Source organism: Bradyrhizobium sp. USDA 3256 (genome assembly GCF_054058275.1).
Genome location: NZ_JBSSAE010000002.1, coordinates 6,564,576 through 6,579,326, shown reverse-complemented (window position 1 = coordinate 6,579,326; position 14,751 = coordinate 6,564,576). Strand labels below are relative to the sequence as shown.

The window sequence follows — 14,751 nt, the reverse complement described above, 5'->3', positions numbered from 1 at the left end:
AAAGTAGTCATGGACTGGGATCACATACGGACTTTTTTGGAAGTAGCACGCACCGGCCAGATCCTTGGCGCGGCGCAGCGTCTAGGTGTGAATCATGCGACGGTGGCGCGGCAGCTCGGTGCGCTTGAAGCAGACCTGAAGACCAAGCTTGTCGAGCGCAGCACGACGGGCTGCGTGCTCACGAGTGCAGGGGAAGCCCTCGTCGACGTGGCTGAGCGGGCAGAATCGGGATTTCTTCAGGTCGGTGCCCAACTGAGTGGATCGTCAGAGCTGATCTCGGGCACGGTTCGTGTCGGCGCTCCAGATGGACTTGGCAACTATTTTCTTGCCAACGCGCTTGGAGCGTTGGCCACGCAACACCCAGATCTACTGATTCAGCTTGTCCCTTTGCCGCGAACATTCTCTCTTTCCAAGCGTGAAGCAGACATAGCAATAACGCTGGACCGGCCGAAACAGGGCAGCTTGATAATTACGAAGCTCACCGACTATACGCTTAGCATCTATAGCACTGAAAGCTATCTTGAGCGTACAGGTCCGATTCGGAAGCAGTCCGATCTCGCGGGTCGGCTCTTCGTTACTCATATTGAGGACTTCGTTTATAGCCGGGCGCTCGACTATGCATCGGCGCTTGGGAAGTTCATGAACAGACACTACGAGTGCGGAAGCGTGGTGGCTCAGATGGAGGCGGTGAGGCGTGGTCACGGCGTCGGCATACTGCATGATTATGCCGCGAAGCGCTTCCCTGAGCTTAAGCGATTGCTGCCCCAAACGAACTTTGTACGAAGCTACTGGTTGGTTTCCCATCCTGATACTCATCACACACGCAGGGTATCGGCGGTTCATTCGCACATTGTTGCGACCGTGCGTTCAGCTCGCCGCGAATTCGCAAGCTGGTCATAACGACGGAATTGAACATCGAAGAAGCCGCGGGCTGCATCGAGGTAGTTGCTCAATCTTGGCGCCGTGAACGGCTAACGTTCGCACGATCCGCCCCCTGGCGATCGTCGGCCAAACGCAGGCGCTGGTTGGTCGCCGCGTCCAGAGCGTGAGCCGTGGTCTCGTGACGTGAAGGGGCGTGGAGATCGATTGGCATTTCATTCCAGTGGCGGTGGCAGATCAAGCCGCGCGGGTAGGGGAGCCGGCAGCGTCAAGCTCGGCAACTTCTTCTTCTGTGAATACCCGGCTGCGGGTCAAAAATCTGACGCCCTCCGGTGCCTCCGCTGAAAACCCGGAGCCGCGGCCGGCGACGACGTCGATGATGAGCTGGGTATGCTGCCAGTACTCAAATTGTGCCGCGCCGATATAGAAATTGCAGCCTGCGATAGTCCCCAGCAACACGTCCTGCGGTCCAACCCTGAAATCGCCTGTCGGATAGCACATTGGCGCGGAGCCGTCGCAGCAGCCGCCGGATTGATGAAACATGAGTGCGCCATGCCGCGTCCTAAGGTGCTCGACGATCTTGATAGCTTCGTCTGTAATCTCGACCCTGTTGACCATCGTCCACCTCCACGTAAGAACGACAGGCGCGGGGAAGCCCCCGCGCCTGTTTGGGATTCGACGTCCTCAAAAGAACCCAAGTGCCTTGGTTGAATAGCTCACCAGCATGTTTTTCGTCTGCTGGTAGTGATCCAGCATCATCTTGTGGGTCTCGCGGCCGATGCCCGACTGTTTGTAGCCGCCAAAGGCCGCGTGGGCCGGGTAAGTGTGATAGCAGTTGGTCCAGACACGACCGGCCTGAATGGCGCGACCGAAGCGATAAGCGCGGTTGCCATTGCGAGTCCAGATGCCGGCGCCGAGGCCGTACAATGAATCGTTCGCAATCGTGAGCGCTTCGCTCTCATCCTTGAACTTCGTGACTGATACGACCGGTCCGAATATCTCCTCCTGGAAGATGCGCATCTTGTTGTTGCCCTCGAAGATGGTGGGCTCGACGTAGTAACCTCCAGCCAACTCACCATCCAACTTAGCGCGCTTGCCGCCGGTCAACACTTTAGCCCCCTCCTGTTTCCCGATCTCGAGATACGAAAGTATCTTTTCGAGTTGGTCGTTGGAGGCTTGGGCACCGATCATTGTCTCAGGATCGAGGGGATGGCCTTGCTTGATTCTTCTGGTGCGGGCGACGGCCTTCTCCATGAACTTGTCATAGATCGCGTCTTGAACGAGCACGCGGCTCGGGCAGGTACAAACCTCGCCCTGGTTGAGCGCGAACATAGCAAAGCCTTCCAGGGCCTTGTCGAAAAAGTCGTCATCTAGCTCGGCTACGTCGGAAAAGAAGATGTTGGGCGATTTGCCGCCTAGCTCGAGCGTGACGGGGATGATGTTGTCTGACGCATACTGCATGATCATGCGCCCTGTTGTCGTCTCGCCGGTGAACGCAACTTTGGCAATTCGCCTATTTTGCGCCAGTGGCTTACCCGCTTCGATGCCGAATCCGTTGACGACGTTGACGACGCCGGGCGGCAGGAGATCGGCAATCAGCTCCATGACGACGAGGATACCGAGCGGCGTCTGCTCGGCCGGTTTCAGCACGACGCAGTTACCGGCCGCGAGCGCTGGTGCTAGCTTCCAGGTCGCCATTAGAATCGGAAAGTTCCACGGAATGATTTGACCGACGACACCGAGCGGCTCATGGAAGTGATAGGCCACTGTATCGTGGTCAATCTCCGAAATGCCTCCCTCCTGCGCCCGTACGACGCTGGCAAAATAGCGCCAATGATCGACTACCAGCGGCATGTCGCCATGCGTGGTTTCTCGGATCGGCTTGCCGTTGTCGAGGGTCTCGACCAGAGCTAGCAAATCCAAGTTTGCCTCGATCTTGTCAGCGATCTTGTTCAGGATACGCGATCGTTCCTGCACCGACGTGCGGGCCCACGCATCCTTGGCCTTATGGGCAGCGTCAAGCGCAAGTTCGATATCTGCTGCCGTGGACCGAGGGACCTGGCAAAGTCGCTTGCCGGTGATCGGGCTCGGGTTGTCAAAGTATCTTCCCTCGATCGGCGCCGCCCATCTTCCTCCAATAAAATTGTCATACCGGTCGCGGATCAGAACCTGTTTCGAGACTTTGTCGAGAGCTTGTTGATACATGGCGTTTCCTCGTTGATGAGATCGCGCCCCTGGGGCGCCAAGCCGTGGCCGCTGTGGTGGTTTCGCTCCCACGCAAGCACCGTTCCGGTACCCGGCCAAAGGCGGAAGGCAGTCTGGGCCGAACGATGAAGCGTCGTCAACGCTATATCCAACGAAATATAACGACGCGAGGTGAGGCCCATCTCGTGCAAAAAAGACCAGCAACCATACGGACCTGTTCACGAATGCGCAGGGAGCAACGTCCTGAGCGCGATGGTACCAGTCGCCGTGAATCTACTGGTACCGGTTCGGCTGCCCTCTGCGGACTCAGACCTTTCTTCGGAACCGGTACTTCACCGGCGCGCCATCCCGCTGAATAACTAGCCTTCTTGGGTTGTTGATCTCTCCTCGATGATCAATCGAGTGTTGAGGGCTTCATGGCTCGATGAGGCGGCCATAGTGGAGCGGCCACCACCTCGGCGCCGGGCTAGAATTTGTTTGGTTGATTGCGTCCCTAAGGCGCAACAGCTGCTGTGCCGGGAGGACCTGCTTATGGGGGACGCGCAGAATCAGGCTCCGAAAAAGGGCCCGCTCGAAGGGATTACAGTCCTCGATTTCTCGCGCGTTTTAGCGGGGCCATACTGCACCATGGTGCTGGCGGACTTGGGCGCGCGGGTCATCAAGGTTGAAAAGTTCGGCACTGGCGACGACACGCGTGCATTTGGTCCCTTTGTCGCCGGCGAGTCGGCATATTTTATGTGCTTCAATCGAGGTAAGGAGAGTATTGTTCTCGATATCAAGTCGCCGCGTGATCGAGAGTTGCTCGAGCTGTTGCTCGACCGGGCCGACGTCGTTGTCGAAAACTTCCGCCCGGGCGTCATGGATCGTCTCGGCTATGGTGCGGAGCGATTGGCTAAGACGCATCCTCACATCGTCTATGCGTCAATCTCGGGCTTTGGCCACTCGGGTCCGTTTAGTGACCTTCCCGGGTACGATATGGTGGTGCAAGCCATGGGCGGAGTGATGAGCTTGACCGGATGGCCAGATGGCCCGCCGTCACGTGTCGGAACAAGCTTTGGTGACCTCGGCGCAGCGCTGTTCGCGACCATAGGAATACTCTCCGCGCTCTATAAACGGGTCCAAAATGCGCAAGGAGCGCGTGTCGATATCGGCATGCTCGATTGTCAAGCTGCGCTGATGGAAACGGCGCTTGCGCGCTTCGATGTTGAAGGCAAAGTACCTGGCCGTACGGGCGACAGTCACCCCTCACTTGCTCCGTTCGAGAGTTTCGCCGCGAAGGACGGCCGGTTCATCATTGCGGCTGGAAACGATACGCTGTTCATGTTGATGGCAGATGCGCTCGGGTCCCCGGCCTTAGCGCTCGATCCGAGGTTCATGAGCAATGACCTGCGTTGCACCAATCGCCCTGCAATGGTCAAGTCCATCGAGGTGATCACAACGCGGCAGCCCGTCCAACATTGGATCGAAAGGCTCAACGAAGCTGGTGTTCCCTGCTCCCCAATCAACACCATCGACAAGTTGTTCGATCACCCGCAGCTCAAGGCTCGCAACATGATCATCAAAGTGCGGGGACAGGGTCACAACCCTGTCCGTACCGCAGGCAATCCGATCCGTTTGACTGGATATGCAGAGAATGACGTAGAGACGCCGGCCATTGCGCCAGGGCTCAACCAACATCGCGAAGAGATCCTGAGCGAACTTATGGCCCCAAGCGGAGCCTACGCGGCTCCAGCGGTCGATGAGCCCGCGCCCGCCCACGTCGACGCCTGCAATCCGCTCCCCCGGGCAGCCGAGTGAAACCGAAGCGAAGGAAAATGGCCATGAGCAACACTGTTGCAACAATCCGCAAAGACGGCGCTCTCACTTCGGAGGCGGGGACCTCCGTGTCCTCGACCGGGTCGAACGAAACGATCATTGTTGAACGCCGCGATCGCGTCGGCCTCATTACCCTGAACCGACCCAAGAGTTTGAACGCTTTGAACCGCCGTTTGGCAGTAGAAGCGCTGGCCGCATTGAGGGCGTTCGACGCAGACGAGCAGATCGGGGCGATCGTGGTTACAGGTAGCTCGCGGGCCTTCGCTGCGGGTGCAGATATTGCAGAAATGGCAGAGAAGTCGTTCAGCGGCTTTTACATGAATGACTTTCTCGCTCCCTGGGATGAGGTGAAATCGATCTCCAAGCCGATCATTGCCGCCGTCGGCGGGTTCGCTCTTGGTGGAGGCTGCGAACTTGCCTTGCTTTGCGATTTCATCATTGCGTCCGAGGATGCGCAATTTGGCCAACCAGAGGTCAAACTAGGGATATTGCCGGGCATCGGGGGATCACAGCGGCTAACGCGGGCCGTAGGAAAATCACTTGCGATGGATCTTATCCTAACAGGCCGTACCATCACCGCTGCGGAGGCAAAGGCCGTTGGTCTCGTCGCGCGGGTCGTACCGAGTGCTGAGCTTCTGCAAGTAGCCCTGGAGGCCGCGCACACGATTGCCGGTTACAATGCTCCCGCGGTGAAAATGGCGAAAGAGGCCGTGAATCGTGCATTCGAAAGTCCGTTGTCAGAAGGGTTACGACATGAGCGTCTACTATTTCAGGCGGCTTTCGCAACGGAAGGCCAAAAGGAAGGTATGAACGCCTTCGTAAACAAGCGGGCGCCGGTTTTCCGTCATCGTTGACTGCATCAGCTTGCCCAACGACCGCCGCGCGGCTCCCATCGTCGTGGGATCGAGCATTTCTTCTTGCCTTCGATTGTAGCCACCTGGAGCCAATCGTGATCGCTGAAACCGAATTGGACGGCGACTTTGACTACATTGTCGTTGGCGCCGGATCTGCCGGGTGCGTAGTAGCAAATCGTCTATCGACGGACCGTAAGAACCGCGTCCTCCTTTTGGAGGCTGGAGGTAAAGACAACTGGATCTGGTATCACATTCCGGTTGGTTACCTGTTCGCTATTGGCAATCCCCGCTCGGACTGGATGTTCGAAACGGAGAAAGAAAAGGGTTTGAACGGTCGATCCCTCAAGTATCCGCGGGGAAAGGTAATCGGCGGCTCGTCAGCAATAAATGCCATGATTTCCATGCGAGGACAGGCCGCAGACTATGATCATTGGCGACAACTTGGTCTTACCGGCTGGGCTTGGGAAGACGTCCTTCCAGTCTTCAAGCGCCTTGACGATCATTTTATGGGCGAATCGGAGCATCATGGCGCCGGCGGCGAGTGGCGTGTTGAGCAACCGCGAGTTCGTTGGGACGTCCTGGATAGGGTAGCGGAAGCAGCTACCGAGATGGGTATTCCGATGGTCCCCGATTTCAATACCGGGGAAAATACGGGCGTCGGGTACTTCCATGTCAATCAGAAGCGTGGTCTGCGCTGGTCGTCGGCTCGCGGCTTCCTAAAGCCCGTACTGCACCGTGCTAATCTACGCCTCGAGACAAATGTCCTCGTCGAGAAGGTATTGTTCGACGGGGCGCGCGCTGTGGGTATCCGATACCGCAAAGGGGGACGATCGCTGGAGGTTCGCACAAAAGGCGAAATTATCCTCTGCGCAGGTGCGATCGGATCACCGCAGATACTTCAGTTATCCGGAGTGGGTCCTGCCGAGTGGTTGCGCGAGTGTGGCGTTCCAATTGTTGCTGACAGGCCGGGTGTTGGACGAAATCTGCAGGATCATCTGCAGCAACGCGCGATCTACAAGGTTCATGGCGCGAAGACGCTTAATGAGACCTACCATTCACTGAGTGGACGCGCACTGATGGGGCTGGAGTATCTGGCGTTCAGGCGTGGTCCACTCACTATGGCTCCGTCTCAGCTCGGAATTTTCACCACATCGTCTGCAGAGTTTGACCGTTCCAACATCGAATTCCATATCCAGCCGCTTTCGCTGGACAAATTTGGTGATCCATTGCACCGTTTTCCCGCGATCACGGTGTCGGCTTGCAACCTTCGACCGACGTCTCGCGGCACGGTGCGCCTGCGATCGACTGATCCTGCCGCGAAACCCGCCATAGCCCCTGGTTACCTCTCAACTGATGAGGACAGACGGGTCGCAGCCGATGCCATACGTGTCACGCGAAGATTGATGAGGCAGAAAGCACTCCGCCGCTATCGGCCCGAAGAGTACGTTCCAGGGCCCCTGGTCGATGACAGCGAAGCCGCACTGGCGAAGTCTGCCGGCGACATCGGGACAACTATCTTTCATCCGGTCGGTACAGCAAAGATGGGACTAGACGCGGATCCGTCGGCTGTAGTCGATCAGCACCTTCGCGTGATCGGTCTCGATGGACTGCGCGTAATCGACGCCTCGATAATGCCCAGTATTACGTCGGGCAACACCAACACGCCGACAATCATGATTGCTGACAGAGGTGCACATTTCGTTCTGGCGGACGCTCCGTATAGGTTGGTATAGGTTTAGGTGACCCGTCAAAGGTGGGTTGGCGTCTCACGGGACCGGACGGGTTGATCTGCTCTATTGATAGTCATGCTTTCCCACTCCGCCCTTTGGGACGTTTGTCACCACTTAGCTGAAATCATCACGATCGAATCGGACGCCGGATCTGTGTGATCGGTAAGGCGCCCACGCAGGCGCACTTCGAAGGACGTGTACACCATCTCTGATGTCGAGTATGGAGCGATATTTTATGGTCTCCTTGCCATGACCCGACATCCGCGGCTTCAATAGCTGACGACATCTCTCAGCGCGTATTCGCCAACCGAAGCGCGAGTCACTAGGCGCGCCTCATGTCTACTCGTCAGCATTGTGTCGCTGGGCGCGGCGCAACACGTGAATTCGTCGAGAGCGTGTTTGACATCAGAGATGTCCCTTATTGGAAATCCGACGAATGCCGCTGAGTAAAGCTCGGCGTCCCGGCAAGAGCATTGGACTTCGGTGCCGATTGTTCTAGTGATCTAGGCGCGCGGGTAAACTGATAGTTTCGACGATCTGAACCGTCTAAAATTGCGGCGGCGCGTGCTAGAGGGAATGTTTCGCTCGGCCGCGAACGGCTGTCATCCGCACTGTTCAGCGTCCGAATTGCGCTGACTGCGCGGGGATGGGACCACGTTTCGGCCGAGCGCACTGTCTAATGACCCGCCAGATGACTGGCTACGGTGTGCGATGCAACCACCCGGGCTGATCGCTTCCGAGGGCCGGCGTAGGGCGCGTCCAGCGGCAGCGTGTCTGCGACATTCGTAACACGGGCCCCAATGCGATCAAGTCGCCATAAGCGGTGTTGTCGACACGAACGGACAAGGCTTCGAACTCCTCGGATGACAGATGCCCGGTTGCTTGGTGGAAAATATCGACGAGGCCCTGACGAAGTATGAGCATCGCTGATTGACAGAGAGATACCTGTACACGATAGCTCCCACCCTCGCGCGCTCGTCGAGCGAGTGCCAGCATGGCGCCGAACGTACCAAGGAAGCCGGTCAGGAAGTCGCACATGAAAACCGGCGTCAAAGCAGGTCGACCATTGTTGGTTGCGACCCCTTGGACATGGCAGATGCCCGTGACGGCCTGAGCGACTTGATCCCATCCTGCGCGCGGGGCGAATGGGCCGCCCGATCCAAAGCAGTTTACGTCGACATGGATCAAGCCTGGCCGCAGCGCGATGAGGTCTTCAACGCCCAAGCCGCGCGTTGCCATCCGGCCGGGGCGGTAGCCATCAATGAGCACATCGGCCGCGCCTGCGAGCTCCCGGAACTTGGCGAGCTCATCGGGCCGATTGAAATCAAGGTAGCAGCTGCGCTTGCCGTGACTGGTATCACGCACGAAGGCGGTTACTTGCGGCAGGTTTGGGGCGGTCACCATGAGGACATCGGCACCGTGTTCTGCCATACCTAAACCCGCCGTAGGGCCTGCTAGGATGCGGGTCAAGTCAAGTACCCGGATGCCTGACATGGGTTGGTCGCCGGCTGGTAACGGCTCCGGGGCGCTTTCCGCGATCTTGGTAATCTCAACGACCGGTCGCGATGCGAGATATGCGCCGTGTGGGTGGGCCAGCCATTCCTCCGGCGAGCGAACCTTACCCGCGCAAGCATTTGCTGCCGCGATCGCCTCCTCAAGCTCGTCCGCCTTCCAGTTTGCTACCGCTGCCTTAACCGCCTCGACGCTGCTCTCGCATCCGAGCACGTCGAGCACACGGCGCTCGAGGTGGGGCAGGTTGGTATGCGGCAAAACCCAACCGCCATCAGCGGTCTCCCAAGGCTGTGTCAGCGCAACCATATGCTTCATCGCTGGCGAGACCGGAGCTGACTGGTAAACTCCATTTTTGTCGCGCACCAAGGTGGCCTCGCCGCCAGCCAACGATGTCGCTGCTGCAGCACGTGCATCCACGCTGATTTGTTGGCGCGAACCGGTGCGCAGTTCCCACAAATCGTTTGCAGCGACACCTCGTGCAGCTAGCGCCGCAGCTACGGTTTCGCCGATGCGCAGTGGCGTAGGGTAGAAAGGATCAGCACCCGTGAACGTGACCTCTTCACGACGTACCGGACCGTTAGCCCGGATCGACATCAGTTCCGCGAAGGCGTCGCTCGCGCAATCCGCTTTGTCCTGTCTCATCGAATACACCTTCATAAGTACTTGTAAATAGCGGATAAACTGACTGCGGAATTGCGAGGGCGAACAGGAGCGCTCAAGCTGCTCGCCAACTACGGGGAAAAGCGCAGTGCGCCGCTATCAGGCCGCCACCGCCTATCTGGAACAAGGCTCTGCCGTCTCGTACAACGGCCCACCACTTCAATTCGCCCTTTCGCTGCGCCGGGCTGCGCGCGATGCTGGGCACTGTGGCGCCACGGACACCCCAGTTCTCTGGCTCGACCTCGTCGATCAAAACGAGTGTCATTTGCGGGGCGCCAAGCGCTTCGAAGAGCAGATCGCTCACGCCTTTGATGAACGCCGGCTTCTGGCCTGGCGTTGAGCCTATTGCGCCAGTCGCCGGTCCTTCCCGCGTCACGTTGATGTTCATGGCACTGCTTTCTCTTTGAGCGACGTGCGCTGCGGTGTCGCCGGTCGAGTTGGAGTTCGAAGGATCGTCAATGGCCAGCGCACGGCGACCATCGACATCGGCCAAGTTCACGAACGTCAGTCTGAGCCCTACTTGTTCCGTGTCTCGTTCGAGTAGGAGCAAAGCGGGTTCGCGAGTTCAGCGAGCTCTTATACATCAACGCGATCGACGCCCAGTAAGTCGACGATTGGCTCTCATTGAGGTCGGTCAGAACAATCCAGGCATGGGTGCGTGGTCTATCCAAAGAACTCCGTATTGGCGCGGTCGTGACTCTGATCAGTATGGTCACGCGATCAGTTTGCCAACACAACAACCAAGGTTCGGCTGAGATTTACGTTTCCTTACGGTAACCAGCCCGACCTAATTGATAAAAATGGCGGAAGCCAAGGAGCACTAAACAGCACGCTTCGCAACAATCTAACAGCTGGGCTTCAGGTTTGACGGCAAGACAACGGGTTAGGGCGGAGCGCTGCTGTTGTTCAGTGGTCTGGTACCATCGTTTTCATGTCGGCCGGTGCTATGGCCGGTCTATGCATTCGGCTAAAGGCCCAAATAACAACTGCGGCCGTTGCGGCGTAAGCTGGACGTAGATTTGAGCCGGGCGGACGCTCTCAAAGATTTGGATGAAGCGAGGATCGAGACGAACCGTGCGAGACGGCTTGGCCTGTCTCGCACCTAACTCATTCGCGTTACAATAGTGGTGAGCGGCGGTGCTGTCGGTCGAGTTCGTCAACCGATACGTGGACCTCCGTCTACCAAAAAGTTTGCTTCGCAACAGATACCCCGAAGCGAAAACAGTGGGAGGTCTATACGTGTCAAAAATCCATTTGACGATCAACGGTAGCGCTGTTTCTGTAGACGTCGAGGATCGAACCCTCCTCGTGCACCTGTTGCGCGAAAATCTGAACCTCACCGGCACCCATGTCGGCTGCGATACCAGCCAGTGCGGCGCCTGCGTCGTCCATGTCGATGGACGGGCGGTCAAATCCTGCACCATGCTGGCCGGCCAGGCCGCCGGCTCCAACGTCACCACGATCGAAGGCCTCGCCAAGGGCGACGAGCTGCATCCGATGCAGGCGGCGTTCCGCGACAATCACGGCCTGCAATGCGGCTATTGCACCCCCGGCATGATCATGTCCGCGGTCGACATCGTGCACCGGCATGGCGGCAAGCTCGACGAGGAAACGGTTCGCCACGAGCTCGAAGGCAACATCTGCCGCTGCACCGGCTACCACAACATCGTCAAGGCAGTGCTCGACGCTGCCGGCCGCATGAAGGTTGCGCAGGCCGCCGAATAGCGCGCCACGCACCGCGTACGATCAAGCTCACCACCGCCGGTCTCGATGGAAACGGCGGCAAATCGAATCTCCGGTCGGGAGGACTAGACAATGGGTGTTGAAGGAATTGGCGCACGTGTCGTGCGCAAGGAAGATCGCCGGTTCATCACCGGACAGGGACGTTACGTCGACGACGTCAAGATGGTCGGCATGAGCTACGCTCACTTCATCCGCAGCCCGCATGCGCATGCCAAGGTCAAGGGCATCGATTCAGCCGAGGCCATGAAGATGCCCGGCGTGATCGCGGTGCTGACCGGACAGCAGATCGTCGACGACAAGGTCGGCAATCTGATCTGCGGCTGGGCCATCACCTCGAAGGACGGCTCGCCGATGAAAATGGGCGCGTGGCCGGCGATGGCGCCGGAGACGGTGCGCTTCGTCGGTCAGGCGGTCGCGGTCGTGATCGCCGAGACCAAGAATCTGGCCAAGGACGCGGCGGAAGCCGTCGTCGTGGATTATGAAGAGCTGCCCGCGGCCGCCGACATCAAGGCGGCGATCAAGCCAGGGGCGCCGCAACTGCACCCCGAAGCCCCCGGCAACATCGTCTATGATTGGCACATCGGCGACGAAGCCGCGGTCGGCGACGCCTTCAGCAAGGCGGCCAACGTGGTGACGCTCGATCTCACCAACAACCGCTTGGTGCCGAATGCGATGGAGCCGCGCGCGGCGGTCGCGCACTATGACCAGGCCGAAGAGCACTACACGCTCTACACGACCTCGCAGAACCCGCACGTCGCCCGCCTCGTGCTGTCGGCGTTCTACAACATCGCGCCCGAGCACAAGCTGCGCGTGATCGCGCCCGACGTCGGTGGCGGCTTCGGCTCCAAGATCTACATCTATCCGGAAGAGATGGTGGCGCTGTGGGCCTCCAAGAAGGTCAATCGTCCGGTGAAGTGGACCGGCGATCGTACGGAAGCCTTCCTCACCGACGCGCATGGCCGCGACCATGTCTCGAAGGCGGAGATGGCGTTCGACAAGGACAACAAGATCCTTGGCCTGCGGGTGAAGACCCACGCCAATTTCGGCGCCTACATGTCGCTGTTCTCCTCGGCGGTGCCGACCTATCTCTACGCGACGCTGCTGTCCGGCCAGTACGTGATCCCGGCGATCTACGCCGAGGTGATCGGCGTCTACACCAACACCACGCCGGTCGACGCCTATCGCGGCGCGGGCCGCCCCGAGGCGAGCTACCTGGTCGAGCGCATGATGGAGACGGCGGCGCGGCAATTGAAGGTCGATCCGGCCGAGCTGCGCAAGAAGAACTTCATCACCCAGTTCCCGTATCAGACGCCCGTCATCATGGCGTATGACATCGGCGACTTTAATGCTTCGATCGACGCCGCAATGAAGGCGATCGATTACGCCGGCTTCCCGGCCCGCAAGGCCAAGGCCAAAGCCGACGGCAAGCTGCGCGGCATCGGCGTCTCCTGCTACATCGAGGCCTGTGGCATCGCGCCATCGAAGGCCGTCGGCAGCCTCGGCGCCGGCGTCGGCCTGTGGGAATCCGCGGAGATCCGCGTCAATCCGGTCGGCACCATCGAGGTGCTGACCGGCTCGCACAGCCACGGCCAGGGCCATGAGACGACGTTCGCGCAGCTGATTTCAGAACGCCTGGGCGTCCCGATCAGCCAGGTGCAGATCGTCCATGGCGACACCGACAAGGTGCAGTTCGGCATGGGTACCTACGGCTCCCGCTCGCTCGCGGTCGGCGGCACGGCGATCGTGAAGGCGATGGAGAAGGTCGAGGCCAAGGCCAAGAAGATCGCGGCACATGCGCTCGAGGCATCCGAGAGCGACATCGTGATCGAGAACGGCGAGTTCAAGGTCACCGGCATCGACAAGTCGATCGCGCTGCCGATGGTCGCGCTCGCCGCCTACACCGCGCACAACCTGCCCGACGGCATGGAGCCCGGCCTGAAGGAGACGGCGTTCTACGATCCGACCAACTTCACCTTCCCGGCCGGCGCCTATATTTGCGAGCTCGAGGTCGATCCGGGCACCGGCAAGACCTCCTTCGTCAACTTCGTGGCAGCCGACGACTTTGGCCGGCTGATCAACCCGATGATTGTCGAGGGCCAGGTCCATGGCGGCCTTGCGCAGGGCATCGGCCAGGCGCTGCTCGAAGGCGCGGTCTATGACGGCACCGGTCAGCTCGTGACCGCGTCCTTCATGGATTACAGCATGCCCCGCGCCGACGACCTGCCGTCGTTCCAGCTCTCCCACACCACGACGCTGTGTCCGGGCAACCCGCTCGGCGTCAAGGGCTGCGGCGAAGCCGGCGCGATCGGCGCCTCTGCTGCCGTGATCAACGCGATCACGGACGCCATCGGCAACAACAAGCTGGAAATGCCGGCGACGCCCGATCGCGTCTGGCACGCCATTCACGGTTGAGGGAGGAAGAGCCATGTACGAGACAAACTATCATCGCGCTTCCTCGGTTGCTGACGCCGCGGCGCTGTTCGCCAAGGGCAGCGATTCGAAATTCCTCGCCGGCGGACAGACCCTGCTTCCGGTGATGAAGCAGCGCCTTGCCGCGCCCTCCGACGTGATCGACCTCTCCAAGATCCAGGAGTTGATCGGCGTCGAGGTGTCGGGCGATACCGTGACCATCAAGGCCGCGACGCCGCATTACGACGTGGCGCAAAGCGAGGCCGTGCAGAAGGCGATCCCGGCGCTTGCCAATCTGGCGTCGATGATCGGCGATCCCGCCGTGCGTCATCGCGGCACGATCGGCGGCTCGCTCGCCAACAACGACCCGGCGGCGGACTACCCGGCGGCGGTGCTGGCGCTCGGCGCGACGGTGAAGACCAACAAGCGCTCGATATCGGCGGAGGACTTCTTCAAGGGCCTGTTCACGACGGCGCTCGAGGATGGCGAGATCATCACCGCGGTCTCGTTCCCGGTCCCGGCCAAGGCCGGCTATGCCAAGATGCGGCACCCGGCCTCGCGCTTCGCGCTGACCGGCGTGTTCGTCGCCAAGACCAAGTCGGGTGACGTCCGCGTCGCCGCGACCGGTGCGTCGCAGAGCGGCGTCATGCGGGTGGCGCCGATCGAGCAGGCGCTGAAGGCGAACTGGGCGGCCTCGGCGCTCGACAGCGTCACGATCCCGGCCAGCGGCCTGCTCGCCGACATCCATGGCTCGGCGGATTACCGCGCCAACCTGGTCAAGGTGATGGGACAGCGGGCGTTGACAGGTTGAACGTTGTCTAGCGAGCCCTGCTTGCGACCGTACTCAAACAAGGTATCCGCGTGCCGCCAGCGGAGATGATCGTCTACGGTCATCTGAATGGCGGCTTCTCCTCCCTGACTCGCCGGGATCTCGCAGAGATCCC

General features: G+C 59.7%; 11 protein-coding genes. 7 read left to right on the top strand and 4 right to left on the bottom strand.

The annotated features are described in order from the left end of the window. Positions 1-9 precede the first annotated feature (9 nt). A complete protein-coding gene (locus ACVWY5_RS33120; RefSeq protein ID WP_028352183.1) occupies positions 10-900 on the top strand; it encodes a LysR family transcriptional regulator in 891 nt (296 codons plus the stop codon). Between the two features lie 216 nt (positions 901-1,116). Here ACVWY5_RS33120 and ACVWY5_RS33115 read toward each other — a convergent pair whose 3' ends face one another. Continuing rightward, positions 1,117-1,497: a DUF779 domain-containing protein gene (locus tag ACVWY5_RS33115; RefSeq protein WP_028352182.1), complete on the bottom strand. Its 381-nt coding sequence runs from the start codon at positions 1,495-1,497 to the stop codon at positions 1,117-1,119. Between the two features lie 66 nt (positions 1,498-1,563). After that, the gene (gene adh, locus ACVWY5_RS33110; RefSeq protein ID WP_028352181.1) at positions 1,564-3,084 is read right to left on the bottom strand and encodes an aldehyde dehydrogenase; all 1,521 of its coding nucleotides are present in this window, start codon (positions 3,082-3,084) and stop codon (positions 1,564-1,566) included. A 531-nt stretch (positions 3,085-3,615) separates the two neighbouring features. On the opposite strand from adh, the gene ACVWY5_RS33105 reads away from it, so the two are divergent. The 3 genes from ACVWY5_RS33105 (at position 3,616) to ACVWY5_RS33095 (ending at position 7,486) form a co-directional block, all read left to right on the top strand. After that, the gene (locus ACVWY5_RS33105) at positions 3,616-4,881 is read left to right on the top strand and encodes a CoA transferase (RefSeq protein ID WP_028352180.1); all 1,266 of its coding nucleotides are present in this window, start codon (positions 3,616-3,618) and stop codon (positions 4,879-4,881) included. A gap of 23 nt (positions 4,882-4,904) precedes the next feature. Next, positions 4,905-5,753, top strand: a complete 849-nt coding sequence (locus ACVWY5_RS33100) for an enoyl-CoA hydratase (RefSeq protein WP_080673054.1) — start codon at positions 4,905-4,907, stop codon at positions 5,751-5,753. Positions 5,754-5,848: 95 nt separating this feature from the next. Next, positions 5,849-7,486 carry a GMC family oxidoreductase N-terminal domain-containing protein gene (locus tag ACVWY5_RS33095; RefSeq protein WP_321176918.1) on the top strand — a complete coding sequence of 546 codons (1,638 nt, stop codon included), beginning with the start codon at positions 5,849-5,851 and terminating at the stop codon, positions 7,484-7,486. Positions 7,487-8,182: 696 nt separating this feature from the next. On the opposite strand, the gene ACVWY5_RS33090 is transcribed toward ACVWY5_RS33095, so the two are convergent. Beyond that, positions 8,183-9,637 carry a CoA transferase gene (locus ACVWY5_RS33090; protein WP_028352177.1) on the bottom strand — a complete coding sequence of 485 codons (1,455 nt, stop codon included), beginning with the start codon at positions 9,635-9,637 and terminating at the stop codon, positions 8,183-8,185. Between the two features lie 73 nt (positions 9,638-9,710). Next, on the bottom strand, positions 9,711-10,043 hold the full coding sequence (locus ACVWY5_RS33085; RefSeq protein ID WP_080673053.1) for a tautomerase family protein: 333 nt from the start codon (positions 10,041-10,043) through the stop codon (positions 9,711-9,713). An 851-nt stretch (positions 10,044-10,894) separates the two neighbouring features. Here ACVWY5_RS33085 and ACVWY5_RS33080 point away from each other — a divergent pair. The 3 genes from ACVWY5_RS33080 to ACVWY5_RS33070 all read left to right on the top strand — a co-directional run bounded on the left by ACVWY5_RS33080 (position 10,895) and on the right by ACVWY5_RS33070 (position 14,618). After that, on the top strand, positions 10,895-11,380 hold the full coding sequence (locus ACVWY5_RS33080) for a (2Fe-2S)-binding protein (protein WP_028352176.1): 486 nt from the start codon (positions 10,895-10,897) through the stop codon (positions 11,378-11,380). Positions 11,381-11,470: 90 nt separating this feature from the next. Then, positions 11,471-13,810 carry a xanthine dehydrogenase family protein molybdopterin-binding subunit gene (locus tag ACVWY5_RS33075; RefSeq protein WP_028352344.1) on the top strand — a complete coding sequence of 780 codons (2,340 nt, stop codon included), beginning with the start codon at positions 11,471-11,473 and terminating at the stop codon, positions 13,808-13,810. 13 nt (positions 13,811-13,823) lie between these two features. After that, on the top strand, positions 13,824-14,618 hold the full coding sequence (locus ACVWY5_RS33070) for an FAD binding domain-containing protein (protein WP_028352343.1): 795 nt from the start codon (positions 13,824-13,826) through the stop codon (positions 14,616-14,618). Positions 14,619-14,751: the final 133 nt, after the last annotated feature.

What these genes read in the sequence shown, in the direction of transcription:
- ACVWY5_RS33075 (WP_028352344.1), top strand. Translation starts at nt 11,471, where the DNA reads ATGGGTGTTGAAGGAATTGGCGCACGTGTCGTGCGCAAGGAAGATCGC.
- ACVWY5_RS33085 (WP_080673053.1), bottom strand. Translation starts at nt 10,043, where the DNA reads ATGAACATCAACGTGACGCGGGAAGGACCGGCGACTGGCGCAATAGGC.
- ACVWY5_RS33105 (WP_028352180.1), top strand. Translation starts at nt 3,616, where the DNA reads ATGGGGGACGCGCAGAATCAGGCTCCGAAAAAGGGCCCGCTCGAAGGG.
- ACVWY5_RS33070 (WP_028352343.1), top strand. Translation starts at nt 13,824, where the DNA reads ATGTACGAGACAAACTATCATCGCGCTTCCTCGGTTGCTGACGCCGCG.
- adh (WP_028352181.1), bottom strand. Translation starts at nt 3,084, where the DNA reads ATGTATCAACAAGCTCTCGACAAAGTCTCGAAACAGGTTCTGATCCGC.
- ACVWY5_RS33100 (WP_080673054.1), top strand. Translation starts at nt 4,905, where the DNA reads ATGAGCAACACTGTTGCAACAATCCGCAAAGACGGCGCTCTCACTTCG.
- ACVWY5_RS33120 (WP_028352183.1), top strand. Translation starts at nt 10, where the DNA reads ATGGACTGGGATCACATACGGACTTTTTTGGAAGTAGCACGCACCGGC.
- ACVWY5_RS33115 (WP_028352182.1), bottom strand. Translation starts at nt 1,497, where the DNA reads ATGGTCAACAGGGTCGAGATTACAGACGAAGCTATCAAGATCGTCGAG.
- ACVWY5_RS33090 (WP_028352177.1), bottom strand. Translation starts at nt 9,637, where the DNA reads ATGAGACAGGACAAAGCGGATTGCGCGAGCGACGCCTTCGCGGAACTG.